We start from the raw sequence: 24,629 nt of genomic DNA on the forward strand, positions 1-24,629 counted from the left end.
GCTGCAACCGTTTCCCGGTACTCTATGGGGAACGGTTGTTTAGTTTTTTCTGAAAGCGTTCATGGTTGTAAAACGAAACGTAATCTCGGATAACCTGTAGCAATTCCAATAACGTTTGCGGATTTGTTAGATAGATCTTTTCTGTTTTCAGATACGAAAGGAACGACTCTATACAAGCATTGTCGAAAATAAAAAGAAAATCGGAAACAGAATAAGAAATAAGAAATTGGACGGGGCAATAAGAGAGAAGATATGAAATCCCCCTTGGCAAGCATCAGAGGAGCAGAACGCTCTGGTGCTGGCTAAGGGGTGTTTTTGTAAGAGAGGGATAAGATGATGAAATGAAGCTTATATACCTAACTGTGGGCTTGTAGAAGCACTGTTGTTGCTGCTTATACTTGCTGCCTTTGTGCTCAAATTCGAGGTTTGGGCGGCAGCAATGTGCAAGTAAGCCTGCATCCGTTTCTTTACCTCAGCCCGAATCAAGCCGCGCAGCATGTAGAATGAATGCTGATAGCCTCTACATACATAATGGACACGAATTCCGTGCTTTAGCCGTTCTTCCTCATACACTTTAATGCCGCGGCTGCGAAATTGCTTGCGAAGGTGGAACAAATCGCGAGAAGCGTTGTCTTGCGCTTGTCGCAGAAATTGAGCATAGATGTCGGCCATTTTCAGATTAGAGGCCCCTATGCGTCCAATGTCCCGCTCCAGCACATCCAAAATGAGTGTTTGAATAATATATTTCTTGACAGTAAGGGCATCCTCTCCGCTGTGCGGTGGAGCGCCGTTCGATGCGAATGGTGTACCCATGCACGCTCTTCCTCCTTGTATGCCATACATTTTGTGTACGCCAAATGCATTGACCTCATGCCATAAGAAGCATGGATATATATATAAGGGAACCTACGTTCGTATTATATTCATAATACCGAACAAATATTCGTATATCAAGGGGCATACGTAGTCAAAAGTATGGAAAATCGGTACAATAAGGACGACATCCCAACGAATACAGCAGCATTCGTAGACAGAGCGGGAAATAAGATAAGGAGGTAGTCGGGGATGAGAATGACACTGCATCGGGGAGAGGTATTGTTCAGACAAGGAGATCCCGGAACATATTTGTATCGCATCATAAGCGGGCTATGTAAAGTAACACGCCTGCATGAGAATGGCAATATTATTTTATTCAACCTCATATATACGGGCGAAATTGTCCCTCATCATTCGTTGATTTCACCGAAGGAATGCCATGGCACAGCAACCGCGATGGTGAAGACAGAAGTAGAACGAATTCCTGCTGAGGAGTGGTATGAAGGATTACGGCGGCAACCAGACAAGGCGCTGGACATCGCGAGGCTGCTTCAGGATAAGCTGCGCTTCATGCAGCAGCGCATTGATCATTTAACCATTGGAACCCCAAGTGAACGATTGCAGCTGCTGACAGCTTGGTTACGCAGTTATACAGAGCAAATGCCTATTACCGAATTATTGACGCAAGAGGAAATCGGTCAATTTATCGGTGTTAGGCGGGAAACGGTGAATCGGCTTCTGCGTCAAGGTCACGGCGGAGAAGATGGCTGATGAGCGTGGAAGAATAAGAGAATAGGTTCTCTGGCATGAAGCGGGTTGGCATGAGGGACTACGTATAAATTGCGAATTCGATATGGAGGTTTTGTTTGGAGGTGAAATATCCTTTAATAGGATAATCATTCGTATTTTACATTCATAATGGAGGATAACGTTTTGCTTGAAACGAACCGCTGTATACTTAGCACATTGCACACTGGAGATTATGAAGATGTCAGAAAATTGTATGTCAATGAAGAGGTGCGGAAATATCTTGGAGGGGCATGGAAAGAGGAGGAGGCGATCAAAGGCAGCTTCAACCGAATGCTTGCTCCGCAGGAAGGAACATCGTTCTGGATGATTCGAGAAAAGCAAACGAATGCATGTATCGGGTTAATTTCTCTGGATTTTCATCATGACGGTGAAAGTACGGAGGTTTCTTATGAACTGCTGCCTGAATGGTGGGGCTCTGGATACGCGACAGAAACTGTTACAGCCGTGATTGAGCATGCCTTCCACGTGTTGGGGCTGCCCGAGGTAGTAGCCGAAACACAGGCAGCGAACAAGGCTTCCCGCAGGCTGCTTGAACGAGTCGGCATGAGCTTTCGGAGCACTGTGCAGCGCTTTGGGGAACCGCAAACAATATACGGGATCACAAATCCGATAGGAGCAATCACTGAGAATGCAAGCCGATAGAATCCGAACTTCTTTTTTCTTTGTATAAAAATAAGACTTAGACACATATCCCGCAGCTCCTCAAGCCAAGGTGCACAGAAAATCAAATCTGTCACACCTTGGCTTTAATTATGTACATGGGACATTCCTATTCTTTCATACAAGTAAGAGATCGAGAAATGCGAACATGAAAGCAAGGAGGCGCAAAGAGTGTCATGGAACACGAATTACAGCGAAATTTAGCTTCAAGAGAGTTGCCGCCGGTTGAACAGCAAGCGAGGAACAGTTGTTGTCCAACGGAACAGGCAATCCCGCAAGATCGTGTATACGTCCCGTTCCGAAGTCCATGTGATCCTTGTCCACCACTGCCTTATTCGGTATATGTCGTTCCCATTAACCAATTTATTACGTTTCAGCCGCCCAACCTTCCGCAGTTCCCGCCAGAACAGGCGTTGCGCTGTGGAACCTTATGGCCTGCTCTATACAGTCCATATCATTCCCGCAGAACGCAGCGAGGGGAGGGGGAAGCTTGACGATGAGTGTACATCCCTTTCAAACCGAAGAATATCGCAGAAGCTTGGAGCAGCTGCAAGTAATTGATTTTGTACTGTTGGAATTAAATTTGTACTTGGACACTCATCCAGGAGATTTACAGGCTATTCAGCAATTCAATTATTACGTAACGGAACGGATGAAGGTCGCCCATCATTTTCAGGAGCAATACGGGCCATTAATGAACTATGGACATTCTTATTCTGGTTGTCCGTGGACATGGGCTACAACACCATGGCCTTGGCAAATTTAGCTGTAGGCAAGAGACTGCTGAGAAACTTGGTGAATGGGAGGGGACGCAGAGTTGTGGATCTATGAGAAAAAGCTGCAATATCCAGTGCGCGTTAGCAAGTGTGATCCTCGTATGGGGAAGTTGTTAATGGAGCAGTACGGGGGGGCGGATGGAGAGTTGGCGGCAGCGCTGCGCTATTTAAATCAGCGTTATACGATTCCTGATAAAGTGATCGGGCTGTTGACAGACATCGGCACGGAGGAATTCGCCCATCTCGAAATGATTGCCACAATGGTGCATAAGCTGACGAAGGATGCGACGCCGCAGCAGTTGGAGGAGGCAGGGCTAGGACCTCATTTTGTAGCGCATGAAAAGGCGTTGTTCTATAGCAATGCTGCGGGGGATCCATGGACGGCGACCTACATACAGGCCAAGGGAGATCCGATCGCAGATTTGTACGAGGATATTGCAGCGGAAGAGAAGGCGCGCGCCACATACCAATGGCTGATCGACATGACGGACGATGTTGATTTGCAGGATGGACTGAAGTTTTTGCGCGAGCGTGAAGTCGTGCATTCTTTGCGTTTCAGGGAAGCTGTTGAAATACTAAAGGAAGAGCGGAGTATGAAAAAAGTGTTTTGATGACCAGGTCGGAAAAGACGATAACATGCGAAAGGGACACCCTTGCAGAGTGCAAGAAGTGTCCCTTCTGTTATGGAGGCGGTCAAGCCTCCAAGGATCCTGCCGGTCCAAAGTATTCATAGTGGATGTGGTCAGGCGAAGCTCCAAGCTGTTTTATTGCGCGATATACCGCCTTCATGAAAGGCTCAGGGCCGCAGAAGTAAACGTCGGCTTTCTTCCAGACGGAGGACGGTATGATGGAGCTAAGCCACTGCGCATCGACGAAGCCGATGTGATCACAGGACTCTGTGGACTCTGTCCCGCTGCTTTTCTCATAGCATAGGAAGGTGTGAAGATGGCTGTGCTGAGCAGCCAATTCATTCACTTCCTGGCTGAAGGCGTGTGCTGCGTGATTGCGTGAGGCATGAATGTAATAAACATCTCGCTTGGAGTCCTCGCCCGCTAGCGAATGCAGCATGCTTAGAAGCGGTGTTTGCCCGACGCCGCCGCCAATCAGCACCACCGGTGCAGCGCTTGGCTTTAAGGTAAAGTCGCCTGCAGGTGCTGTCGCTTCGATAACATCCCCTTCTTGCACCATATCGTGCATGTAGCAGGAGACAACACCAGCAGGAGAGTTCGCATCGCCGCCTTCGCGCTTCACACTGATGCGGTATACATCGGGATGAGGAGCCTGGGATAGGCTATAATGGCGATAATGCGTATTGACTTGGCCTTCCGGCTGAACCCGAATCGTAATATATTGACCGGGCAGGAAGGAGGCAATCGGCTGATCGTTTTCTGGCTTCAAGTAGAAGGAGGTGATCACGTCGCTTTCTTTTACTTTACGGGCAATGATGAAGCGGCGCACATCTGACCAGCCGCCGTCCTGCTGCTCGGCTTCTTTGTACATATCCGCCTCAACCTGAATGAATACATCAGCAATAACGCCATAGGCTTCTGCCCAAGCTTGAATGATGTCATCGGTAGCGGCGTCGCCGAGTACATCCTTGATTGCGAGCAGCAGATGCTCGCCGACAATCGGATAATGTTCAGGCTTAACATTGAGTGCCCGGTGCTTCTGGGCAATTTGCTGTACGACAGGCAAGATGGTCTCTAATCGATCAATGTTCGCTGCAGCCGCGTAGACCGCGTTTGCAAGGGCCATGGACTGTTTGCCTTGACGCTGATTGGCGTGGTTGAATACATTGAGCAGCTCGGGATGATTGCTGAACATGAGCTGGTAGAATCGTGCTGTAATTTGTGGGCCGTGCTCTGCCAGCACAGGAACTGTAGATTTCACAATTTCAATCGTACGAGGTTGTAACATAAGGGATTCCTCCTTTAGCGTAACGATCATATAAGGATGCGCAGCAGAGAAAGAGCGAGAGTAATCACGTGCGGCATCCGAATGCTTCTGCTGCTATTGTATAGTTGTGATATTAGTCACAATGTGATCCTGCGCACAACAAATATGATAGCTTTATGAACATCAACTGAAGAAAGCAAATGAAAAGCTAACTGTACAACGAAAGATGGATCTGAAATTCAAACATAAATGTAAAAGTGTCCAAATTGTGAGGATTTCAGAGGAAAATAGGGAGGATATCGACTTTATCTGGGGCTGTACCAAGCTTGGAGCGATTCATTGCAGATAAATCCGAACGACAGCGTTATTTACAGAATGAGACGTGTTTAGAGGGCATATACATTGTGGTATAATACAATTACTAAAGGCAATACAAAAGACAAAACAAGAAAGGATCAGGATACCAATGCGTCCCCGAAGGATGAAACCCCAAAGGACAGTCTGGAAACGTTATGATCTTTCTTACATCTAGCTTCTTCTCGTAGATTTGTCAATGGTCGCTAAGACGGAGACTAATACGAGAAGGATGAGTGAATTATGATGGTTCGAAGGATAAGGATCCCTATCCGTCTCCTCTCGGTTAGTCGAAGGGCTACATTACGAAACGAGAGGTTACGAAGATGGGGAACGAACAATTACGTAAGATTTTTTGGATGATGGTAGGATCGATGTTGTTGGCTTTCAGTTATTATCACATTAATTTTCAGAATCATTTGGCTGAAGGCGGATTTGTTGGTTTAGCGCTGATTGGTAAGTACACGTTTAATTGGTCGCCAGCGCTGACCGTGTTGTGCATGGATGTTCCCGTATTTATCGCTGCTTGGTTTTTCAAAGGGCGGACATTCATTATGAATACGGCAATTGCAACAGGAGTGTTCTCGTTAACGTACGAGATGTGCGAGCGCTTTTCGCCATGGAATATGAATCTTGGCGGCAATATGGTGCTTGCGGCTGTTCTATCAGGATTGTTGACAGGGCTTGGAGCCGGCCTCGTGCTGCGCCATGGAGGCGCATCAGGCGGTGATGACATTCTGGCATTATTTTTAAGCCGTATTACGAAATTAAGCATAGGTACAGTATTTATTATATTTGATATAGTGGTATTGCTGCTGTCCTTGTTTTTCCTGCCGCTTGTCGACACGCTGTACACGATACTGGCGGTCAGCATAGCAGGTAAGGTCATTACATGGACGGTACAGGTTGGCACGACACGCGATCGTTCCATTCCAGTACGGCCTGCAGTTCAGCATCAACACGGATAATTGAAGATACGACAATAAGAAGAACCGTTCAATTGCTTCTCGATGGGAAGCATTGAACGGTTCTTTGTCATTTGCAGAGCATGCTTCTTGTTATGGCTGACCAAGCAACTGGACTCCAAAGAGGATATAATTCCATAGCTCCGGGTACTGTTCCCCGTCTAGAGGCACTTCGATCGCGCAAACGTGTTCCAGCGGCCAATGACATTCAACGATGCCATAGTTAGGGGTATGATTCACAAGAAGAATATGAAATTGATGTTTCACAATTGCCCGTAGCTCGGTCTGGAGTTCAAGAGCTTCCTCGTATGTTCCACCTAAGCGTAGAAAGAAGATGCGCTGACTGGTCTCCATTTTTTCGAAAAAGCGTTTGATGCGTCGGTTAAGCGTCTCCTTAAAAGCAGGGTAGCTTGGCCAATTATCGATATGGTTGCTCGCAACGGGGAAATCGTGAGCCGACATAATGTCGTACTCGTTATCTCGGATAAGCCAGTTGAGTCCGCCTGCGTGAGTGCCTACGACGGACATGTTGGAAAGTTCCATGAATCCGGCGCCTCGGTTGCGAATCAACTTGTTGACGCTAGACAACGAAGGAGATACCATCCAATCCATGATTCCGCTATAATGCCTTAGCTGATAAGTAGCAAGTTTAAAGGTAGAATAGCAGGAGTTTCCAAGACTGAATGCAGCATCGTAAGTAACTCGAATGTGTGAAAGTTCCATTTTCTCCCTCTCCCTTTTTTTAAAAAGTGAACTTATAATATCGTATGCTTGTTCGACGAGGAGAACTGGTTTAAAAACACCTGAAATACATGCATTTTTTATATGAAAAAGAAAAATAAAAGAAATGCAGAATGCATGTTCGCTCGTTCTCAATCATATTCTTGTTCCAAGGACAAGTGAGAGGAGGAAGAGCGATATGGAATCTCTAATGAAAGCGATGCTCGACAAGCTGCCGCCATGGTCGTACCAGCTGTTTGCCGTCGTCATTGCGGCAGGGTTGGTATTCTACTTTATCAAGACATTGTATATCAACAAAAAATTTACCGAAGTCGTGCATGAGGTGCTTCACCGGGAAGATCGCCTGCAGAGGCTGCAGGAAAAGGTGGATAGCCTACAGCAAACGGGAAGTCATACCGAGCATGCATCTCAGCAAATGTTATCAGCGCTGCGCAATATGAAGCCTTTTGCGGACGCGTTGAACGGGCTGCGCGGAATGGGGGATCCGTACGCTGTTCTGCACGAATCGAACTTCCTGCTGCAGCGGATGCTGGATATGCTGGCCGTGGATATGAAATGCGCCCCAGGCGGGCATCACCGCTGCGGCATTTGGAAGTATGAGGAGCCGATACTAACGCTACAGCTTGCCTCGGTAGGCTTCCCGAACCATTATGTTGGGCAGCGCTATCTTCATATCGATCGTTCGGTAGCAGGTCGTTCCTTCCGGAAGCAGGTAACGATTCAGTGCGCCGATGTGCTGAAGGACGAGGATTGGGAACGCAATCAAGAATCGAAGAGCCCCTACCGCTCGCTGATTTGCATTTCACTTGGCTCTTACGGTGTATTAACGATGGATGGCTTAGAGCCATTTAATGAATCGAGCGCTGTGATTGGGGAGTTGTATGCAGCGATTATGACCGGAATTCTTGCAGAGCAGCGTGCAGTGTTAGAGCTGGGTGAACCGGTTCAGCTCGCGGCAGATGAGGCAGGAATATAAGGCACACTAGAGCTAAAGACTAAGGAGTTGCTCCCCTTGTCGGGATGAGGCAACTACAGGCCTATGGTATAATTGGAGAAATAGCTAAAAGCAAGTCGGATACACGCTTCAAGTCAGTCAGAAAGGGGATATGCGCATGAAAAAATGGATGTGGATCACCATAACCGTACTCGTACTTGTTTTCGGAACCGCTGCATTTTCGATCGGCTTCGTGAATTCCACGATGGTGAATCCGGGCAGGGCAGCTGTAGTAGAACGGGAATATGAAGGCAGCGTCAAGCAGTTGGAGGCAGAGCGGATCGTTATTCAGACAGGTGATGGCATGGAGGAGGCCTTCCGATTGACAGGCTCTACCGATCTTCAAGGCGAGGAATTTCGAAATGTGAAGACGGGAGTAACTGTGCGCGTCGGAGTAAATGCAGACCGGAACATTGTATGGCTGCGAATCGTGCGGTAAGGCGGAATCAGGAAAACGGAAAAAATAACGCGCGAAAAAGGAAGCGTTCGTACAGGACTTCCTAAGACCGAAATTCCCAATGGGACGCATTGGGACGCCAGAGGATGCAACTCGTTTAGTGTACCTGGCGAGTGAAGAAGCGGAATGGATTACAGGACAAATTATTCACTCAGATGGCGGTTTCCGCAATTAGTGAAGTGAATAAAAATGGGAAAAAGTGAAACGTTTCCATGGAAGCTGCGTAGTACCTAGTAACCGTCAATTATGCATTTGAGGAGGATGCCATGCTTTTTTTCGCCGTCATGATCGGCATGTTTAGTCTATTTCTGATGATGATCGTGGGAATAATAAGGATGGCGACAATCATCCGATGCGATCGTGTCTGCAACGTGAAGATTAACGGCCGAGCATAGCGGGATCGCAAGCATCCAGAGAATGGATGTTCGTTTTTTCTTGATTGATGCGGATCTGCATGATAATCTTATTTTTAAATTTAAGAAAATTTACAATTAACTAATAAACTACAGGAGGTGCGATATGACAAGATTAGGTGTGCCATGCAAGAGAAACAGCATACTTGGTGTTGTATGTATTGCCTTCCTGCTTTTATGTACGGTATTTTCCCCGTTTATCGTTGAAGAAGAGCGCGTCATTTGGAACAATCCATCCAAGCTGACGAAGTCTTTTCATGAGCAGCAATTTACTGCCGTTTCACGGCATACCTCTACCATGAAGCATCTTCTCGTGAAGAAGATCATATTCATGTTTATTCTTTTTTTCCAGCATTTCATCTTTAGCATGCCACTTGTTATAAAGTATCTCCACAGTAGTTTCTTCGTAATGCGGAAACGTTTATTTCTGATGCCTATCAAATTCACCTCTACGTTCGTAGTGTAATTCTCTACATTCATTCACACGGTTGTGCTTGAAAAATGGAATAAGGAACAGCGGCGACGACGCATAATTGCTGATGGATATGTATTCTCTGATCGTGTAGGGAATCGTCCAATCATAGTAGATGTCTGCTTGCGTGCATAGTTTTGTCTATGGCATTTAACTGTAATCGACATAGATTGTTTGTGCTGCACGAAAAGTATGGTCGACACTCCTATAAAGTTCTTTATTTCACAATGTGAGAAAAATAAACCTATATGTACGGTTGGAGGGATTTCCATTGAATATAAAGGAAACAGAATTGCCAGGAATCGGTCGTAAGTATCAGCTGGAAGCGCGTAATGGTGATCAATTGGTCATCATTGTACATGATGATGGACGCCGTGAAATGTACCACTTTGATCAGCAAGATCAAGAAGAGAGCATTTCGATGGTTACATTGGATGATGATGAGGCGCGAGCGGTTGCTGCTATCGTTGGTGGGCTTATTTACAAGCCTAAGGCGCTGGAGACAGTCAATGTTGCCTTAGATGACCTCATGATTGAATGGTACAAAGTAGAGCCTCATGCGGCCTGCGTTGGCAAGAGCATCGGCGAGATTAAAGTGCGTGAGACGACAGGAGCAACAATTATAGCGATCCTTGAGAAGGATAAGAAAATAATTAATCCAGGACCTGATGTCGTGTTATCTGCTCATACAACGCTTGTCGTTGCAGGAGAAAGACAACATATTAAGCTGCTTAAGCCGTGGTTGTTAAGTGGAAGCGAATAAGCAGGAAACGGGGTGAACTATGGATACAATTATTTTTGAGGTTGGTTTGGCTATTGCGTTGATTGGTCTAGTGGGCGTCATTGCAACGAAGCTTCGCTTCTCTGTCATACCATTTTATATTCTTGTAGGGATGGCAGTAGGGCCGCATGCGCCGCACTTTTGGATATTTGATTTCCGCTTTATTGAAAGTTCTGTATTTATTGATTTTATGGGCCGTATTGGGGTACTGTTCCTATTGTTCTACTTAGGACTGGAGTTTTCCGTCGGTCGCTTGCTTAAATCAGGGAAATCCATCGTTGTGGGGGGGATTTCCTATATTGCGATTAACTTTGTCTCCGGCCTGCTAATCGGTTGGCTGATGGGATTGCCTGTTGCGGAGACACTCGTTATTTGCGGTATTATGACAAGTTCATCTACTGCGATTGTAGCTAAGGTGTTAGTTGATTTAAAGCGGACGGCAAATCCGGAAACCGAAGTGATTATGGGCATGATTATGTTTGACGATTTGTTCATCGCCATTCATATGTCCATTCTGTCAGGACTTGTACTTAGTGGAGGCGCATCTCTCGGGGCTGTATTGCTGACGACAGGATCTGCGCTTGCTTTCATCTTGTTATTCATTATTTTGGGCCGCAAGGCGATGCCGTTCATTGACCGGGTCTTGAACGGAAAATCCTCGGAGCTGTTCCTCATACTTGTGATGGCAACCTTATTCCTCGTAGCAGGATTTTCGGAAACACTGCACGTGGCGGAAGCGATTGGGGCTCTATTGGTGGGACTTGTACTTGCAGACTCCCAACATGTAAAGCGGATTGAACACTATGTGATAAACTTTCGGGATTTCTTTGGAGCCGTGTTCTTCTTCAGCTTCGGCTTAACGATTGATCCGATGACATTAGGCGGGGCAGTTGGAATGGCGCTTGCAGCTGTCGTGTTGACCATTATCGGCAATGTCGTCGCAGGGATGTTGGCAGGACGCGCAGCAGGCTTATCGAACCGCTCTTCTATCAATATCGGCTTCACCTTGGCCTCGAGAGGAGAGTTCTCCATAATTATGGCGAATATCGGCAAGGCTGGAGGTCTGCTTCCGGTTGTCCAATCCTTTGCTGTATTATATGTATTGCTGCTTGCCATATTAGGACCGCTCTTAACGAAGGAGTCGAAGCGAATATACAACCTGATCGATAAAGGAATTCTAGCGAGTAGAGCGCTTTTTGGAAAGAAACGGATTGGCAGCAAGGAGCAAAATGCGAATTCGGAGTAAGTTTAATAGTGGCAGAAAAAAGGCAATTTTTAGAAAAAGCGTACGTTTTGAAAAAAATAGGTTATATTATATATTGTAAGGCATACCCATTCAAGGGAGGGATAGCGTAATGAATATCACTATCGATCTCGCGCAGATTGGGAGCGCTTATGAGCACAAGGATTGGAAAAGGGTGGATTCTATTTATAGACACGCAAGGGAACGCATGATGGCGGGGGATACCGTAATCTTGCAGCGAGACGTGCCCAATCGGGCTCCAATTGCGATACGAACCTTCGAACAGCTGGATGAGCTGGAGGAATGGATTCGCAACATGGAGGACGAGTATTGTCTAGCTGAACCCTATGCGTAATGGAGCATTCATCCAGTGATGGTTACGAATTTGAGCCGCTGAGGATTCAGCGGCTTTTTTGTTGCTCCTGTGCAGGGAAACATGTGAATCCTTGGGGGGCCGCTTTTTGTGTTGTAATGGTCAGCCAATAGAAAGGAACGAGCACGAATAGCGCCATTCTTGTATTCTAGCAATTGATTTTTATTATTTCCATCTATCATCTAAGGCAAAAGAAGCAGCAGGGAGGCTTGCCTTTGTCGGGCTGAGTGCAAGCTGCATAAAATATATCAAGCTTCTGAGAGTGCTTCGTCCACATTCTAGCAGAAGCGAGGCAGAGTAATAGATAACTTGACCGAAATGTATGCGACAGCAGAGGAGGGCGAACATGGAGCGATTCGATCTTCTACTCAAAACGGGAGTTGCAGCTATTGGAGGGACGTTTTCGTTTGTATTTGGAGGATGGCCTGCGCTAGTGCAGGTGCTGCTGACGATGGTCATAATAGATTATGTAACAGGTGTAATCGCTTCGGGTGCGGAAGGCAAATTGTTGAGTCGTGTAGGACTTGTGGGGATCGCACGCAAAGTGTTTATTTTTCTAATTATTGCGCTTGCCCATCAGATCGATATCGCCTTTGAAAGTAAAAATCTAATAAGAGACGCGACAACTTATTTTTATATGGCGAATGAGGTATTGTCGATTGTAGAAAATGGAGGCCGACTCGGTGTGCCAGTCCCGAATGTGCTCAGAAAAGCAATTATGGTGCTGAAGGATAAAGGTAGCGATGGAGATGACAGTCAGAAGAGGGATAAGCGAGACAATCAGCAAGAGAAAGACGACAATTCCCCTCAGAACTAAGCCGTTGTTCGAAGAGGACGAGCCTTGACATGATGTCACGGTGGAAGGAAGGAGTGGCCCGGATAGCTAGTATGCTTGATACTGGGATGATAGGCACTCCTTTTTCTGTCCGTGAACGGGAGCAATCTTGAAGGAAGGCCGTCTTTATAGAAAACATGTTGTTTATACATAAAATTTCAGGCAAGGCCAGTCAACGACCGATGATGTTTATAAAGTTGCTTGATTTCCGGCCATATATTGCGAGGGATACGATGGTAAAGGACTATTCCTTAAGCGTGTCAGCCGAATTTGATTATTGAATGTACGTATGCCCTGAACAGATTAGAAGTACATGAATATCATAAAAATTATGAATAGGAGCACAATATTTTTGGTTAAGGGGCAGGTGGTTATGATGAACGGAGATAATATGTTTCGCATAACGTCCAAACCGTGGAGTAATAAGCAGAAATTCGAATATGCCCAGGGGAGTGGGTTAATGTCCAGAAGCATATGTCCTCCCCCCGGATGCGCGCTTATATTTCCTGCTCCGCCGATACCGCCAACTCCTCCGGAGACGGGCAAGGTGCTAAAGGTTGAAACATTCCAATTCATTACAAGAAGCGACGGGATGAAATCAACATATACGAACGAGGATGCGCTGCCGCAATACGGAAGTTCGAACATATTGGATCCGGCAAATGTATCCTACACCAACTTGTTCATCAACGGCATTCTTCAGCCGCTTATTGCATACAAGGTGTCGGCTGGGGCATTAACTATTGATGAAGTACCAGCAGATGGCGTTCCTATTACACTTCAGTTCATTCGAATATTTCATGCGGAAATTGGGTGACTCGGAGGCGGAGCTAATAGGATACATAGATTGTGCCCTTGAGTCGGAAAAGCTCCTTAACCAAAGAAGGCACCCTTTCTTCAAGATTGTTAGCAGGAGGGGGGCTTTTTGCTATTTCATTTCGCCACAGTACGTTCTCTATATGACCTGTACAAAAAAACAGGAATTTTGCGCTGATTAGATGCAGCGTGACATTTGCACAATCAGTTCTGGGGAAGGTTAGCATTAAATAAAGCATCCTAAAATTGGGAGTGACATGAATGGCCATTATTAAACCGTTTCTGGCAGGCAGGAAATTTAGTTCAACTATTGGGGCAGGCACGGGAACCGGTGCCGCGTTTACGATTGCAGTAACCTCATTTACAAATGATACTGGTGCTGCAGCTACGTCATTTCCAGCCTCATTCGCCTACTATGACCTTCATATCAATGGGGTTCTCCAAATGGGAGATACGTCTACAGTTACCACAACAGCAATAACGATTCCTGGCGGTGATGCTCTTGATCCTGCCACGCCGCTTGTGATTGAGTTTGTTGTGACTTAATTAAGACATATGCTCATAATGGACTGTTCTGGTTATATTCCAGAACAGTCTTTTTAATGGGCTTTTTAAAATGTATCTTTTCTTTATGTCAATTGTAGGGTTCATTACTTGTCCAACTTGCATCTAATAAAGTATTCCTTAAGAAAAGGAGGAGAAAAATGCCTATTTCTCAACCATTTATAGCAAGTCGGAAATTTGCAGCTACGACTGGCGCCGGGACTGGTACAGGCGCTACATTTGCGGTTGCTGCAACAGCCTTTACTAATGACGCTGGTGCTGCAGCAACAGCATTCCCAAGTTTATTCGCTTATTATGTTCTCTATATTAATGGCGTCATCCAAACGGCAGATACGTCGACAGTAACGACAACAACAATAACGATCCCTGGAGGAGATGCTCTCGATCCTGCTACTCCAATCGTTGTCGAATTTGTTGTAACGTAATGACAATATATAGATAATATATTTAAAAAGTTGATCCAAGGCGCCTTGGATCAACTTTTTTATTTTCCCGGACGTATAATGATTTTGGTTTTAAGGGGGGCAAATTAAAACGGGCGCCCTATTGCTAGGACGCCCTCATGGGAGAGGAGAAACCGGACGAAGAGCTTATGGGGAAACGTAAGTCTTCTCCGCGGTTGTCTACGACATTCGATGATGTCGATACTTTAATGATTGCCCGATTGGTCAGAAATATACATGCCATAAAAATATTTGTGGAGCTCGATAAATGATGCCGCTTTCTCACATCCTATATTAAAACAGATTTGTCCAGTTGTGTTAGCGCAACTTTGGTGAACAAGTAGGAGGAGATCTAAATGAGGCATCTGATTATATACGCGCATCCCAATCCGAACAGCTTCAATCATGCGATTATGGAAATCGTCCAAGCTGAGCTTGAAGATCAAGGGCATGCGGCATTAGTTCGCAATTTGTATGAAATGGAGTTCAATCCAGTGCTGTCTGCCAAGGATTTCGAACTGTTCGGGCAGCATAAGCTGCCTTCAGATATTGAGGAGGAGCAGGGACATGTTGCGTGGGCGGATCATATGATCATGGTTTACCCAATCTGGTGGGCAAGCATGCCTGCCATTATGAAGGGGTACATTGACCGTGTATTTTCTTATGGATTCGCTTATCGATATGGCGCGGACGGCATCGAGAAGCTGTTGAAAGGAAAGTCTGCACTGCTGCTGTCCACGCATGGAAATTCGCATGAGCAGTATGAGCAGAGCGGGATGTATGAGTCGATGCAGCAAACGACGGATAATGGAATATTTGAATTTGTGGGAATGAAGGTGCTCGCTCATCGTTTTTTTGCCTCAGTAACGACTATTGATGAAGAAGCTCGCAGGCAAATGCTAATAAGCGTGAGGGAGCTGCTGCAAAAGCTGCACAAATAAGGGAAGCTGCAAATAAGGACGGAGAGTTCTGCTCATTTGAGTGAAAGAATTTAGAAAGAAAAGAAACAGAAAGACATAATTAGGAAGAAGACACTCCTTATCGGACGCGGCCCCCCTGGTAAGGAGTTTTTACATTCGATGCTTTTTCTTGAAAAAGTGAGACCGGATGACTGATGTTAGGACACGTTTTCCTTTTTCAAATTATATAGAAATGTGGTACGATAAACGTCGAAATACAATAAGTTATTTGTTACATACCATCATGATCATACGTGATAAGCTGCGCTGCGGCGCAAAAGAATGGGTGGAGTGCATTGAGAGTTATATCAGGAACAGCAAGAGGTCGCTCACTAAAGCCGGTTCCCGGCATGGGGACGCGACCGACCACAGATAAAGTCAAGGAAGCATTGTTCAGCATGATCGGGCCGTATTTTGACGGCGGCTATGTGCTGGATTTATTCGCTGGCACAGGCGGCCTAGGGATTGAGGCGTTAAGCCGTGGCGCGGGACAAGGAATATTCGTAGACAAGGATCCCAAGGCTGTTGAAGTCGTCAAGCATAATGTTCAAACGGCTGGGGTTGCGAATCGAAGTGAAGTATATCGCAATGATGCGAAACGGGCGTTAAAGGCGCTGGCGAAGCGTGACATTGCGTTTGAGCTTATTTTTCTTGATCCGCCATATCGGCTGAAGGATGCGGACGAACTGCTGGAAGGCATGTGGAATGATGGGTTAATCTCAGAGAGCGCAATCATTGTTGTAGAACATGATTCGAAACATGTTTACCGGAATGAGATTGGCCCCCTTTATGTGTGGAAGAAGGCGGAGTATGGAGAGATCGGTGTAACCGTATACCGAGTCTACGGACAGACAGAGAAGGAAGCGGCGCAAGAACAAGACGCATAAGCTTCAAACCATATGAGGAAATGAAACGGCAGATCTATCTGCTGCAGGGAATAAGGAGGATTTATTTCATGACGGAACATACAGAACGAGTGCATGAGCCGCGCATTGCGGTGTATCCGGGAAGCTTCGATCCGGTTACGCTTGGACATCTTGATATCATACAGCGGGCTGCCAAACAGTTCGACAAGCTTATCGTTGCAGTGCTGAACAATTTGTCCAAGCAGCCTACGTTCAGTGTAGAAGAGCGAAAGGAGCTTCTGCGGCAAATTACTAGACATATCCCGAATGTGGAAATCGACAGCTTTCGCGATTTGCTGGTCAATTATATGGAGCAGAAGCAGGGCCATGTGATCGTACGCGGCATTCGCTCTGTAACAGACTTTGAATATGAGCTGCAAATGGCGTCAACGAACCAAAAGCTCAATCCAAGGGTAGAGACCATCTTTATGATGACGAATCCGAAATATTCCTATTTAAGCTCCAGTATGGTGAAGGAAATTGCGAAATTTAATGGTGACGTTAGTGAATTAGTTGCACCAGAAGTTGAATTGGCACTGCGTGATAAATTCAAAGATACGAACTAAGCAGCAGGTCCATGTCGCCAGTAGGATGATCCGGTCGATATGGACTTTTTTGTTTAGCGATGGGTAAAAAGTCTGCCTATCGTTTGTGCCAGAACGAATAATGCGAACAGAAATAGACAGGCTACGGGAATGAGTATAGATGCTTGGGCCCAAATCGGCAGCTGACTCATATAGGTTATAAAGGGCAGTGACCCGCTGGAGTCAAGAATGGAAGATACATGTTCGACATCGGTATGGCTGGCTGCAAACGGACTTAATGTTGACATTGCCGAATTCGGAGTGGAAAGCCAAGCGTGTAATGGCGACCACAGCACATAGGTAAGCAGAAATGCACATAATGCATGAAGCAGGCGCGAAATCAGAAAATGGCTGAAACGCAGATCGGTTTCCTTAATGATGCTATGAACCTGAAGAAGGGCACTAATCCCGCTCCAGGCAATAACAGCACTGAGCAAAGCTGCCTGAAAAACGGGGGAAGAAAAAGCTGTAGAACCAAGTGTGTAGGCTGCCAGGTTTACTTCGAATAATCCGTTCAGGATATGCTTGCCGAACTCCTGTGGGATTGCGATGCGCAGAACTTGAATGATGACGGAAAAAATCATCATATATCCGCCGACCATCATTAAGGTTTGAACAGCAGAGCTGACCGACTCGCCGAGCATTCTCCCGAAGGGACGGCCATCTTGTCGATGGGCGTCCTCCATTTCGCTAATCAATCGGCGATAGAAATTGCGGTGCGCTTTAGTGATGTTATGGTTGGGACGTACAGCTTGCAGCTCAGGATGCATACGATGTAACGTTCGCCAAATCAGTGTCGTAAGGATAGCGGACAGCCAGTGGACGATCGCGATGACAAGCCCAAGATGGGGCTGCTGCATGAACCCTACTCCAACAACAGCAATCATGAATATGGGACTGTTCGCATGGGAAAGACAGAGAAGACGCTCGGCTTCCTGACGTGATAAAGTCTGCTGCTTGCGCAGTTGAGCAACAGCCTTTGCACCTGCTGGATAGCCGGCTGTCCAGCCAACTGACCATGCCCAGCCGCCAACCCCGGGAAGGCGGAACAGCAAACGCATAATTGGATCCAGCATGACGCCTAGGCCATGTACGAATCCGTAAGCATACAGCATTTCGGACAATACTAAGAACGGAAGCAACGCCGGGAATATAATGGTCCACCATATTTTCAGGCCTTGAAGCGAGGCTTGGAAAGCTTGATCGGGATAGGATACAATGCAAATAACGAAAAGAACCGCCGTGCTTCCCATTAGCAATGTCATGAACGGATGCTGGGATAGTGGCGTTCGAAAAGAAAACATAGATGTTCACCTCTTGCATTAAAATGGAAGTTCGTACTTCCACATATGTACGTCCCAAAGACAGGCTTTAGACCAGTTTGTACATGGATGCAAAGGCGAGTGAATGTAGCAGGAGGGATGCAGCAATGAAAGAAGACGAATTACTAGGCACCCAGAAGACGAAGCGTTGGCGATTAGGCAACTGGAAGTGGTTCTTTGCAGCACTTCTGTTTTTGTACATCATGGTATATATGCCAACGCCCTATGTAATATATACACCGGGAAGTGCTGAGCAGGTCAAGCCGATGGTAAGCGTGCAAGCAGGTGATGAGACGGAAGACGGAACTTTTATGCTCACCACGGTACGTCGTACTTATGCCAATCTGGCCTTACTTATATGGAAATCATTCGATCCGCATGCCGAGTTCGGGAAAAAGGCGGATTCATTGCAAGGTAGAAGCGAACAGGAGTATGTTACGGAGCAATTGTTCAATATGAGCGACTCCCAGCTTGGAGCTGTACTCGCTGCCTATAATCAATTACATATTCCATACCAATTAAAATCTGAAGGCGTGTTTGTAATTTATAATTATCCGAACCTTGCGCATAATGAATTTGAGACAAATGATCGAATTGTGGAAGTGGACGGACAGCCCGTTGTCGATTTCGATTCCTTGCAGGCTGTTATGAAGGGGCGCAAGGCAGGGGAGACGGTTCAAGTTAAAGTTGAGCGGAATAAGCAACAGAAGGTCGTTAAGGCAACGCTAGTTGAGCTTAGTGATCCGAACAAGAAAGAAGAGAAGCGCGTTGGCTTCGGCCTTCGATACGGTCAACGCAAGGAAGCGGCTCCTGATGATAAAGGCAAAACTGTAACATTCAAGGACAGTGAAATTGGCGGACCATCTGCAGGTCTGATGTTCACATTGGAGCTTATTAATCGGCTGACACCAGGAGACTTGACGCAAGGGCATCGAATAGCAGGTACGGGAACAATTGATCCTGACGGTAAAGTAGGCATCATTGGCGGAGTACAGTTCAAGGTGGTTGCTGCGGATCGTGAGCAGGCAGAGCTATTCCTTGTCCCCGAAGGCAATTATGCGGAAGCGAAAGCGAAGCTTGAGTCGATGGATACCAAGATGAAGCTGGTTCCAGTTCGAACCGTGGGAGAAGCGCTTCAAGCGATCAAGCAATTCAGTAGTAAGCAGAATGCTGGGAAGTAATCGTTAGGTGCAACGTAATAAAGATCGAGCCTAGAGGGAAGACTTCTAAGCTCGATCTTTATTTTCGATCCATGACTTGCTGTATACTAGGGGTTCCGGCGGGGTGGCTCATAGTAATCCCGGAGGGCATCCCGCGCGTTCCATTGTTGAAAGGCATTCGCATATAGCGATGTTGCCCGAATATCTGCCTCCAGGCCGCAGACGCCGCCAAGGCCGATATTGTTACGGTTTGCTGTTAATACAATCGGCAGCTCTGCGCTTTTCTTCATGCGTTTGAGCAGTGCTCTCCCTTTATCTGTAAAACCAAGAACTCGTATGTACCAGGGTCCTTTTTCCAGACTGTCAGGTCCGAAATGGAACTTATCATGATGAAGTATAATATGTGTGAGCATACGCTGCAGTTTCGTTCGCGTATAGCGCTTGGTCTTAAGCTGCTCAAGCAGCGATTCTACCCGATAATCCGCCATCCTGCCAAGTGCTTGCTTGATACGATGCTCGAGGCCTTCTGTAACCTCAAGGTGTCGCGCTAGAGATTTAACAGACAGCTGATGAAGACGGTATATCAACTCGCGAGTGTAGGAATCCCAACTGATTGGCGCCCTGCCAAGACGATGCTCTCGCTCAAGGATTTGGAGCGTACTTGTCGGCAAATATTGTGCGCATGCGCCAAGGCTCCCATTTTTATTTTCCACCCACAGCTTTCTGACGGCAGTTGCACTTGCGATTGAGCCTTCCGGAGCGTTTGTATCATGGTAACCCGCTTGCGTGCGTGCGATTGTGTAGGCCTCGATTGTGCTATTTAAGCGCTGCAGTGCCATCACATAGTGCAAGCCGAGCGAATTGTTCGGCTGAATCATCCAACCATCGGCCTGGCCCGTTGAAGGGAGAGTGGCGCTGTTTTTTATCGCATGTCCCGCCGCCGCTGCATAAGCAGCAGGGTAGGTTAAGCCAGCTTTTAAATGCTCCTGCAGTTGATCTGTGAAACCGGAAGGTTCGTTGACAAGTACATCTGCAGCTTGTTTGAACGGTTCTGCATCTCCCAGCTCGCTGCCGAAGCAGAGGGCGTCAATAACTCCTGTGGCCTGTAATGTAGCGACAGCACCGTAGGCAAACCATTCGGCAGGCTGCACAGCGTAGGCGACGGGCAGTTCAAGCACTAGGTCGACACCGTTCGCCAATGCCATATCCGTCCGCGACCATTTATCAGAAAGTGCGGGCTCGCCGCGCTGTAGAAAGTGGCCACTCATAACAGCAACAACTGCGTCGCAATTTGAAATTTTTTTCGATTGCTGGAGATGATATACATGACCGTTATGCATCGGATTGTATTCAACGACGATTCCGAGCGTTCTCATTCGCATCTCTTCCTTTCAGGCGCCGAATGCGGTAATATTGTATCTCAATGGTATCTTTTTATAGTACATTGGATGCTTGTTAACGGATCTCTTTCCCAGACAATCCGCGGGCAATGATAATCAAATCATACCATGAAAGAGTGGTTTTCCATAGGAAGGGGAATCGTGCTCCGGCTCTGGCAAACTGTCAAACGAATTTGGTTGACAAAGCATGACGTTAATCGCTATAATTAATTTTGTTTGTTTGGAGTGATAGTATGGAATTTCGATTTCGAGACATAGTTGCTGGTAGAGGGGAAACGCAGATTGATACGGCATTTCGTGCCGATGAGGTAGCGCGTGAGCGCTCTGATGTTACCATTTCTGAACCGGTTCATGTCGAACTGTCGGTAAAGGCGGAAAGTGATGGACTCGCACGAGCACATGGCAAGCTGACCGCTAAGATGGAACTGCAATGCTCGCGTTGTTTGACATCGTTTACCGAAACGTACGTTATTCCGTTTGAAGAGCAGTTCAAGCTGAAGGACTCTACTGATCTTCCCGCAGAAGAAGAGGAGGAGGACGTCATTTTGGTGGCGGACGACCTTGTCGACTTGAAGCCTTATGTGGAAGAGACGCTCTTGATGAACTTGCCGTATGCGCCGCTTTGCGACGAGGCGTGCAAGGGGTTGTGCCCGACTTGCGGCACGAACCGCAACGAACATCCATGCGGATGCTCGAATGAGCGAATCGACCCGAGACTGGCGGGGTTACAAGATTTCTTTAAGAAATAGAAAGCTGACAGTAGAAATAACACGTAACTTGGGTAAGGAGGTGTAAACATGGCAGTACCTCAAAGAAGAACGTCGAAAACACGTCGTGACAAGCGCCGTACGCACTTCAAATTGTCCGTACCCGGCATGGTAAAGTGCGAACAATGCGGTGAGTTGAAATTGGCGCACCATGTATGCAAAGTGTGCGGAACATACAAAGCTAGAGAGATTATCAAACAATAATCGTATACCAATACGAGGAAAAGTAGTACTTCGCGATCTCGCGGAGTGCTACTTTTTTTGTTTAGACTATTTGGATAAAATTAGGAAAGTTAGAAAAGGTATAAAACTGGTGCTTTTCTTTGAGGAGATTTTTATATATACTACTCTTAGTACCAGGTTCTAAATGAGTTTTCCAAAACGGTTCAAAATGATCTATGATATACATAAAGGCCAGCACGATTCGCAGTTAAGCAGCGTGCCAAGCCTCTAGCATATGGGCAACGAGCAAAGGTGGTGCGGGACATCGAGCGTTTACCTAAAAGACAGCGTCAGCAGAAGCTAGCTGCAATCATTGAAGAGAATCCATTCGTGACCGATCAGGAATTGACCCGCAAGCTAAAGGTGAGCATCCAGACGATCCGGCTTGACCGGATGGAGCTTGGGATTCCTGAACTAAGGGAACGACTGAAGTTGATGGCAGAGCTCTCCTATGATCAAGTAAAATCCTTGCCACTGCATGAAGTCATTGGTGATATTGTAGATTTGCAGCTGGATCGCAGCGGGATATCGATATTTGAAATCCGTGAAGAGCATGTATTCTCCAGAACGCATATTGCACGCGGACATCATCTGTTCGCTCAGGCGAACTCGCTAGCAGTTGCGGTCATTAATGATGAGATTGCATTAACGGCATCAGCAGATATTCGCTTCCTTCGTTCCGTGAAACTGGGCGAGAAGTGCATCGCGAAGGCGTATGTGCGATCCATCTCAGGTGAACGAAGCAAGGCGAAGGTAGAAGTATTCAGTTATGTGGGAGAAGAAATGGTGTTCCAAGGGAACTTTGTCATCTATCGTTCGGCAGGAACGGTGATTAGCAGCGAAGGAGGAGAACTGCATGAGAATCGCCATTGATGCAATGGGAGGAGATAATGCGCCGCAAAGCAATGTAGAGGGTGCATTGGCCGCAGCTAAGGAATGGTCAGACGTTGAGCTGCTGCTAATAGGAGATGAAGCGAAGCTTGCTCCGTACATGACCTCTTCCACGTCTAATGTGCGCATCGTTCATGCACCAGATACGATTGAGGCTGATGATGAGCCAGTTAAAGCGGTTCGTCGTAAGAAAGAAGCCTCAATGGTTGTTGCGGGCCGCATGGTTCGTGAAGGTGATGCGGACTGTATGATATCTGCAGGCAATACAGGGGCGTTGATGACAACAGGTCTGCTGATCGTAGGACGAATGAATGGGGTTGAGCGACCTGCATTGGCCCCTATGATCCCGACGATGGACGGAAGAGGCGTGCTAGCACTGGACTTGGGCGCCAATATGGATGCGAAGCCGGAGCATCTTGCTCAATATGCCTTAATGGGCAGCATCTATCGGGAAAAGGTGCACGGCATGTCGAGACCTCGCGTCGGTCTGCTGAACGTGGGGACGGAAGCAATGAAGGGGAATGAATTGACGAAGCAGGTATATCCGCTCCTCGCGGAACTGCCGATTCAATTCGTAGGCAATGTCGAAGCCAGAGACGTATTGGAAAGCGCCTGTGACGTACTCGTGTGCGACGGATTCGCAGGCAATGTCATGCTGAAATCGTTAGAAGGAACGGCCAGCTCATTATTTGGTGTGCTGAAGCGGGAATTCACGCGTACATGGTATACGAAGCTGGCGGCGGCCATGTTGATGCCAGCACTTAAGGGTCTGCGCAAGACGATGGACTACAAGGAACATGGCGGAGCTCCGCTGCTAGGATTGAATGGACTTGTAATTAAGGCCCATGGCTCTTCGGATGCGCGGGCTGTTCATAATGCGGTTCGACAAGCACGTATAGCGCTGCAAAATGATCTGATCGAGACGATTTCTATAGGAGTCGGCGGAACTAACAGTGGGAAGTGAGTGATGCGTGATGAGTTTGCGTTCAGTAGGCATTATCGGTACAGGCAAATATGTGCCTGAACGTGTGTTGACCAATGCCGATTTGGAGAAAATGGTCGATACGAGTGATGAATGGATTGTAACACGTACTGGAATTAAGGAGCGCCGGATTGCGGCGGAGCATGAGGCTACTTCAGACTTGGCATTTCATGCGGCAGAGAAGGCGTTGCAAGCGGCGGGCATTACAGCAGAAGAACTGGATTTGATTGTCGTAACGACGGTTACACCTGACATGGCATTCCCATCCACTGCTTGTCTGGTGCAGAAGCGTCTCGGGGCAACGAAGGCGGCGGCATTTGATTTGTCGGCAGCTTGCTCAGGATTTATATATGGACTTGCCAATGCCAGAAACTTTATCGCGATGGGAATCTACAAATACGCACTTGTAATTGGTGCGGAGTGCCTGTCGCGCATTACGGACTACACGGATCGCAACACATGCATCTTGTTCGGCGACGGAGCAGGTGCAGCGGTACTTGGTCCAGTACCGGAAGGCCGTGGATTCCAATCTTTCGTGCTTGGCGCAGACGGCAACGGAGGAGAGCTGCTGAAAATCGAAGCTGGAGGCTCAAGAATGCCGGCGTCGATCGAGACGGTTGAAGGCAAGCGTCATTTTCTCTATATGAATGGCCGTGAAGTATTCAAGTTCGCTGTGCGCATTATGGGGAATGCGGCTGAGGAAGCGCTTGAGAAGGCTGGAAAGAAGAAGGAAGATATCAGCTTGATGATTCCGCATCAGGCGAATACGCGGATTATACATGCAGCTTTGGAACGGTTGAACTTGTCGGAGGACAAATGCATTATTAATTTGCCATACTATGCAAACACATCGGCAGCCTCCATTCCGCTTGCACTTGCAGAGGCAGCAGAGCAAGGGCGCATTCGAGAGGGAGACACGATTCTGCTCGTTGGATTTGGCGGCGGTTTAACATGGGGAGCTTCGGTTATCGTTTGGTAATGAATGATCTCTTCGTGAAAATATGAGACAGTTCTGATTCGCACTCATA

31 protein-coding genes and 1 pseudogene are annotated in these 24,629 nt (G+C 47.0%); 26 read left to right on the forward strand and 6 right to left on the reverse strand.

Features of this window, described 5'->3' with window-relative positions:
• Positions 1 to 22: 22 nt before the first annotated feature.
• On the reverse strand, positions 23 to 271 hold the full coding sequence (locus NO352_RS25040) for an IS3 family transposase (RefSeq protein ID WP_353961221.1): 249 nt from the start codon (positions 269 to 271) through the stop codon (positions 23 to 25).
• A 77-nt stretch (positions 272 to 348) separates the two neighbouring features.
• Entirely contained in the window at positions 349 to 813 is a 465-nt protein-coding gene (locus NO352_RS05040) for a YhjD family protein (RefSeq protein WP_289355017.1), read from the reverse strand.
• Between the two features lie 252 nt (positions 814 to 1,065).
• On the opposite strand from NO352_RS05040, the gene NO352_RS05045 reads away from it, so the two are divergent.
• From NO352_RS05045 to NO352_RS05065, 5 genes are all read left to right on the forward strand, one after another.
• Positions 1,066 to 1,587, forward strand: coding sequence for a Crp/Fnr family transcriptional regulator (locus NO352_RS05045; RefSeq protein WP_005548308.1), 522 nt, complete (start codon positions 1,066 to 1,068; stop codon positions 1,585 to 1,587).
• 162 nt (positions 1,588 to 1,749) lie between these two features.
• Entirely contained in the window at positions 1,750 to 2,268 is a 519-nt protein-coding gene (locus NO352_RS05050; RefSeq protein WP_268599650.1) for a GNAT family N-acetyltransferase, read from the forward strand.
• A 194-nt stretch (positions 2,269 to 2,462) separates the two neighbouring features.
• Positions 2,463 to 2,780 carry a spore coat associated protein CotJA gene (locus tag NO352_RS05055; RefSeq protein ID WP_326847676.1) on the forward strand — a complete coding sequence of 106 codons (318 nt, stop codon included), beginning with the start codon at positions 2,463 to 2,465 and terminating at the stop codon, positions 2,778 to 2,780.
• A 2-nt stretch (positions 2,781 to 2,782) separates the two neighbouring features.
• Positions 2,783 to 3,052 (forward strand): spore coat protein CotJB, encoded by a 270-nt coding sequence (locus tag NO352_RS05060; RefSeq protein WP_005548315.1) that lies wholly within the window; start codon positions 2,783 to 2,785, stop codon positions 3,050 to 3,052.
• Between the two features lie 51 nt (positions 3,053 to 3,103).
• Entirely contained in the window at positions 3,104 to 3,673 is a 570-nt protein-coding gene (locus tag NO352_RS05065) for a manganese catalase family protein (protein WP_268622627.1), read from the forward strand.
• A gap of 82 nt (positions 3,674 to 3,755) precedes the next feature.
• Here the strand turns inward: NO352_RS05065 and hmpA are convergent, their stop codons facing one another.
• Positions 3,756 to 4,979: an NO-inducible flavohemoprotein gene (gene hmpA / locus NO352_RS05070; protein WP_289355018.1), complete on the reverse strand. Its 1,224-nt coding sequence runs from the start codon at positions 4,977 to 4,979 to the stop codon at positions 3,756 to 3,758.
• Positions 4,980 to 5,638: 659 nt separating this feature from the next.
• Between hmpA and NO352_RS05075 the strand changes: the two genes are divergently transcribed.
• Complete coding sequence (locus tag NO352_RS05075) at positions 5,639 to 6,280, forward strand: YitT family protein (RefSeq protein WP_005551746.1); 642 nt, start codon at positions 5,639 to 5,641, stop codon at positions 6,278 to 6,280.
• Between the two features lie 90 nt (positions 6,281 to 6,370).
• On the opposite strand, the gene NO352_RS05080 is transcribed toward NO352_RS05075, so the two are convergent.
• Complete coding sequence (locus tag NO352_RS05080) at positions 6,371 to 7,000, reverse strand: DUF1796 family putative cysteine peptidase (RefSeq protein WP_289355019.1); 630 nt, start codon at positions 6,998 to 7,000, stop codon at positions 6,371 to 6,373.
• A 196-nt stretch (positions 7,001 to 7,196) separates the two neighbouring features.
• Here NO352_RS05080 and NO352_RS05085 point away from each other — a divergent pair, with 196 nt between their 5' ends.
• The 14 genes and pseudogenes from NO352_RS05085 (at position 7,197) to coaD (ending at position 16,839) form a co-directional block, all read left to right on the forward strand.
• Complete coding sequence (locus NO352_RS05085) at positions 7,197 to 7,994, forward strand: GAF domain-containing protein (RefSeq protein ID WP_289355020.1); 798 nt, start codon at positions 7,197 to 7,199, stop codon at positions 7,992 to 7,994.
• A gap of 136 nt (positions 7,995 to 8,130) precedes the next feature.
• Complete coding sequence (locus tag NO352_RS05090; RefSeq protein ID WP_268600705.1) at positions 8,131 to 8,451, forward strand: hypothetical protein; 321 nt, start codon at positions 8,131 to 8,133, stop codon at positions 8,449 to 8,451.
• Positions 8,452 to 8,500: 49 nt separating this feature from the next.
• A pseudogene (locus tag NO352_RS05095) lies at positions 8,501 to 8,644 on the forward strand (SDR family oxidoreductase); the annotation flags it as partial.
• Between the two features lie 344 nt (positions 8,645 to 8,988).
• On the forward strand, positions 8,989 to 9,348 hold the full coding sequence (locus tag NO352_RS05100) for a hypothetical protein (protein WP_289355021.1): 360 nt from the start codon (positions 8,989 to 8,991) through the stop codon (positions 9,346 to 9,348).
• Between the two features lie 277 nt (positions 9,349 to 9,625).
• Complete coding sequence (locus NO352_RS05105; protein ID WP_005551756.1) at positions 9,626 to 10,117, forward strand: cation:proton antiporter regulatory subunit; 492 nt, start codon at positions 9,626 to 9,628, stop codon at positions 10,115 to 10,117.
• A 19-nt stretch (positions 10,118 to 10,136) separates the two neighbouring features.
• Positions 10,137 to 11,381, forward strand: coding sequence for a cation:proton antiporter (locus NO352_RS05110; protein WP_289355022.1), 1,245 nt, complete (start codon positions 10,137 to 10,139; stop codon positions 11,379 to 11,381).
• 109 nt (positions 11,382 to 11,490) lie between these two features.
• Positions 11,491 to 11,733 carry a hypothetical protein gene (locus tag NO352_RS05115; RefSeq protein ID WP_005551758.1) on the forward strand — a complete coding sequence of 81 codons (243 nt, stop codon included), beginning with the start codon at positions 11,491 to 11,493 and terminating at the stop codon, positions 11,731 to 11,733.
• 364 nt (positions 11,734 to 12,097) lie between these two features.
• A complete protein-coding gene (locus tag NO352_RS05120; RefSeq protein ID WP_262866902.1) occupies positions 12,098 to 12,568 on the forward strand; it encodes a phage holin family protein in 471 nt (156 codons plus the stop codon).
• Positions 12,569 to 13,046: 478 nt separating this feature from the next.
• The gene (locus tag NO352_RS05125) at positions 13,047 to 13,403 is read left to right on the forward strand and encodes a DUF4183 domain-containing protein (protein WP_268600704.1); all 357 of its coding nucleotides are present in this window, start codon (positions 13,047 to 13,049) and stop codon (positions 13,401 to 13,403) included.
• Positions 13,404 to 13,663: 260 nt separating this feature from the next.
• Complete coding sequence (locus NO352_RS05130; protein WP_005551763.1) at positions 13,664 to 13,948, forward strand: DUF4183 domain-containing protein; 285 nt, start codon at positions 13,664 to 13,666, stop codon at positions 13,946 to 13,948.
• A 158-nt stretch (positions 13,949 to 14,106) separates the two neighbouring features.
• On the forward strand, positions 14,107 to 14,391 hold the full coding sequence (locus NO352_RS05135; protein ID WP_005551764.1) for a DUF4183 domain-containing protein: 285 nt from the start codon (positions 14,107 to 14,109) through the stop codon (positions 14,389 to 14,391).
• A 374-nt stretch (positions 14,392 to 14,765) separates the two neighbouring features.
• Positions 14,766 to 15,350, forward strand: coding sequence for an NAD(P)H-dependent oxidoreductase (locus NO352_RS05140; RefSeq protein ID WP_005551866.1), 585 nt, complete (start codon positions 14,766 to 14,768; stop codon positions 15,348 to 15,350).
• A gap of 314 nt (positions 15,351 to 15,664) precedes the next feature.
• Positions 15,665 to 16,255 (forward strand): 16S rRNA (guanine(966)-N(2))-methyltransferase RsmD, encoded by a 591-nt coding sequence (gene rsmD, locus NO352_RS05145; protein WP_289355023.1) that lies wholly within the window; start codon positions 15,665 to 15,667, stop codon positions 16,253 to 16,255.
• A 68-nt stretch (positions 16,256 to 16,323) separates the two neighbouring features.
• Positions 16,324 to 16,839 carry a pantetheine-phosphate adenylyltransferase gene (coaD, locus tag NO352_RS05150; RefSeq protein WP_005551868.1) on the forward strand — a complete coding sequence of 172 codons (516 nt, stop codon included), beginning with the start codon at positions 16,324 to 16,326 and terminating at the stop codon, positions 16,837 to 16,839.
• 53 nt (positions 16,840 to 16,892) lie between these two features.
• Here coaD and NO352_RS05155 read toward each other — a convergent pair whose 3' ends face one another.
• Positions 16,893 to 18,161, reverse strand: coding sequence for a nucleoside recognition domain-containing protein (locus NO352_RS05155; RefSeq protein WP_262866913.1), 1,269 nt, complete (start codon positions 18,159 to 18,161; stop codon positions 16,893 to 16,895).
• A 125-nt stretch (positions 18,162 to 18,286) separates the two neighbouring features.
• Here NO352_RS05155 and NO352_RS05160 point away from each other — a divergent pair, with 125 nt between their 5' ends.
• Complete coding sequence (locus NO352_RS05160) at positions 18,287 to 19,360, forward strand: YlbL family protein (RefSeq protein WP_005551871.1); 1,074 nt, start codon at positions 18,287 to 18,289, stop codon at positions 19,358 to 19,360.
• Between the two features lie 86 nt (positions 19,361 to 19,446).
• Here the strand turns inward: NO352_RS05160 and NO352_RS05165 are convergent, their stop codons facing one another.
• Complete coding sequence (locus tag NO352_RS05165) at positions 19,447 to 20,715, reverse strand: nucleotidyltransferase (protein WP_268622102.1); 1,269 nt, start codon at positions 20,713 to 20,715, stop codon at positions 19,447 to 19,449.
• Between the two features lie 257 nt (positions 20,716 to 20,972).
• On the opposite strand from NO352_RS05165, the gene NO352_RS05170 reads away from it, so the two are divergent.
• From NO352_RS05170 to NO352_RS05190, 5 genes are all read left to right on the forward strand, one after another.
• Positions 20,973 to 21,488 (forward strand): YceD family protein, encoded by a 516-nt coding sequence (locus tag NO352_RS05170; RefSeq protein WP_163979368.1) that lies wholly within the window; start codon positions 20,973 to 20,975, stop codon positions 21,486 to 21,488.
• Positions 21,489 to 21,536: 48 nt separating this feature from the next.
• Positions 21,537 to 21,710: a 50S ribosomal protein L32 gene (rpmF, locus tag NO352_RS05175; protein ID WP_019424932.1), complete on the forward strand. Its 174-nt coding sequence runs from the start codon at positions 21,537 to 21,539 to the stop codon at positions 21,708 to 21,710.
• Between the two features lie 270 nt (positions 21,711 to 21,980).
• Positions 21,981 to 22,601 (forward strand): transcription factor FapR, encoded by a 621-nt coding sequence (fapR, locus tag NO352_RS05180; protein WP_005551881.1) that lies wholly within the window; start codon positions 21,981 to 21,983, stop codon positions 22,599 to 22,601.
• The gene (gene plsX / locus NO352_RS05185; protein WP_005551882.1) at positions 22,585 to 23,583 is read left to right on the forward strand and encodes a phosphate acyltransferase PlsX; all 999 of its coding nucleotides are present in this window, start codon (positions 22,585 to 22,587) and stop codon (positions 23,581 to 23,583) included. Before fapR ends, plsX begins: the two co-directional genes overlap by 17 nt.
• A gap of 10 nt (positions 23,584 to 23,593) precedes the next feature.
• On the forward strand, positions 23,594 to 24,580 hold the full coding sequence (locus NO352_RS05190; RefSeq protein WP_268622103.1) for a beta-ketoacyl-ACP synthase III: 987 nt from the start codon (positions 23,594 to 23,596) through the stop codon (positions 24,578 to 24,580).
• Positions 24,581 to 24,629: the final 49 nt, after the last annotated feature.

Source organism: Paenibacillus sp. S-12 (assembly GCF_030363895.1).
Lineage (GTDB): Bacteria > Bacillota > Bacilli > Paenibacillales > Paenibacillaceae > Paenibacillus_B > Paenibacillus_B alvei.

What these genes read in the sequence shown, in the direction of transcription:
- NO352_RS05040 (WP_289355017.1), bottom strand. Translation starts at nt 813, where the DNA reads ATGGGTACACCATTCGCATCGAACGGCGCTCCACCGCACAGCGGAGAG.
- NO352_RS05045 (WP_005548308.1), top strand. Translation starts at nt 1,066, where the DNA reads ATGAGAATGACACTGCATCGGGGAGAGGTATTGTTCAGACAAGGAGAT.
- NO352_RS05055 (WP_326847676.1), top strand. Translation starts at nt 2,463, where the DNA reads ATGGAACACGAATTACAGCGAAATTTAGCTTCAAGAGAGTTGCCGCCG.
- NO352_RS05060 (WP_005548315.1), top strand. Translation starts at nt 2,783, where the DNA reads ATGAGTGTACATCCCTTTCAAACCGAAGAATATCGCAGAAGCTTGGAG.
- hmpA (WP_289355018.1), bottom strand. Translation starts at nt 4,979, where the DNA reads ATGTTACAACCTCGTACGATTGAAATTGTGAAATCTACAGTTCCTGTG.
- NO352_RS05075 (WP_005551746.1), top strand. Translation starts at nt 5,639, where the DNA reads ATGGGGAACGAACAATTACGTAAGATTTTTTGGATGATGGTAGGATCG.
- NO352_RS05080 (WP_289355019.1), bottom strand. Translation starts at nt 7,000, where the DNA reads ATGGAACTTTCACACATTCGAGTTACTTACGATGCTGCATTCAGTCTT.
- NO352_RS05085 (WP_289355020.1), top strand. Translation starts at nt 7,197, where the DNA reads ATGGAATCTCTAATGAAAGCGATGCTCGACAAGCTGCCGCCATGGTCG.
- NO352_RS05090 (WP_268600705.1), top strand. Translation starts at nt 8,131, where the DNA reads ATGAAAAAATGGATGTGGATCACCATAACCGTACTCGTACTTGTTTTC.
- NO352_RS05100 (WP_289355021.1), top strand. Translation starts at nt 8,989, where the DNA reads ATGACAAGATTAGGTGTGCCATGCAAGAGAAACAGCATACTTGGTGTT.
- NO352_RS05110 (WP_289355022.1), top strand. Translation starts at nt 10,137, where the DNA reads ATGGATACAATTATTTTTGAGGTTGGTTTGGCTATTGCGTTGATTGGT.
- NO352_RS05115 (WP_005551758.1), top strand. Translation starts at nt 11,491, where the DNA reads ATGAATATCACTATCGATCTCGCGCAGATTGGGAGCGCTTATGAGCAC.
- NO352_RS05120 (WP_262866902.1), top strand. Translation starts at nt 12,098, where the DNA reads ATGGAGCGATTCGATCTTCTACTCAAAACGGGAGTTGCAGCTATTGGA.
- NO352_RS05125 (WP_268600704.1), top strand. Translation starts at nt 13,047, where the DNA reads ATGTCCAGAAGCATATGTCCTCCCCCCGGATGCGCGCTTATATTTCCT.
- NO352_RS05130 (WP_005551763.1), top strand. Translation starts at nt 13,664, where the DNA reads ATGGCCATTATTAAACCGTTTCTGGCAGGCAGGAAATTTAGTTCAACT.
- NO352_RS05135 (WP_005551764.1), top strand. Translation starts at nt 14,107, where the DNA reads ATGCCTATTTCTCAACCATTTATAGCAAGTCGGAAATTTGCAGCTACG.
- NO352_RS05140 (WP_005551866.1), top strand. Translation starts at nt 14,766, where the DNA reads ATGAGGCATCTGATTATATACGCGCATCCCAATCCGAACAGCTTCAAT.
- coaD (WP_005551868.1), top strand. Translation starts at nt 16,324, where the DNA reads ATGACGGAACATACAGAACGAGTGCATGAGCCGCGCATTGCGGTGTAT.
- NO352_RS05155 (WP_262866913.1), bottom strand. Translation starts at nt 18,161, where the DNA reads ATGTTTTCTTTTCGAACGCCACTATCCCAGCATCCGTTCATGACATTG.
- NO352_RS05160 (WP_005551871.1), top strand. Translation starts at nt 18,287, where the DNA reads ATGAAAGAAGACGAATTACTAGGCACCCAGAAGACGAAGCGTTGGCGA.
- NO352_RS05165 (WP_268622102.1), bottom strand. Translation starts at nt 20,715, where the DNA reads ATGAGAACGCTCGGAATCGTCGTTGAATACAATCCGATGCATAACGGT.
- NO352_RS05170 (WP_163979368.1), top strand. Translation starts at nt 20,973, where the DNA reads ATGGAATTTCGATTTCGAGACATAGTTGCTGGTAGAGGGGAAACGCAG.
- rpmF (WP_019424932.1), top strand. Translation starts at nt 21,537, where the DNA reads ATGGCAGTACCTCAAAGAAGAACGTCGAAAACACGTCGTGACAAGCGC.
- plsX (WP_005551882.1), top strand. Translation starts at nt 22,585, where the DNA reads ATGAGAATCGCCATTGATGCAATGGGAGGAGATAATGCGCCGCAAAGC.
- NO352_RS05190 (WP_268622103.1), top strand. Translation starts at nt 23,594, where the DNA reads ATGAGTTTGCGTTCAGTAGGCATTATCGGTACAGGCAAATATGTGCCT.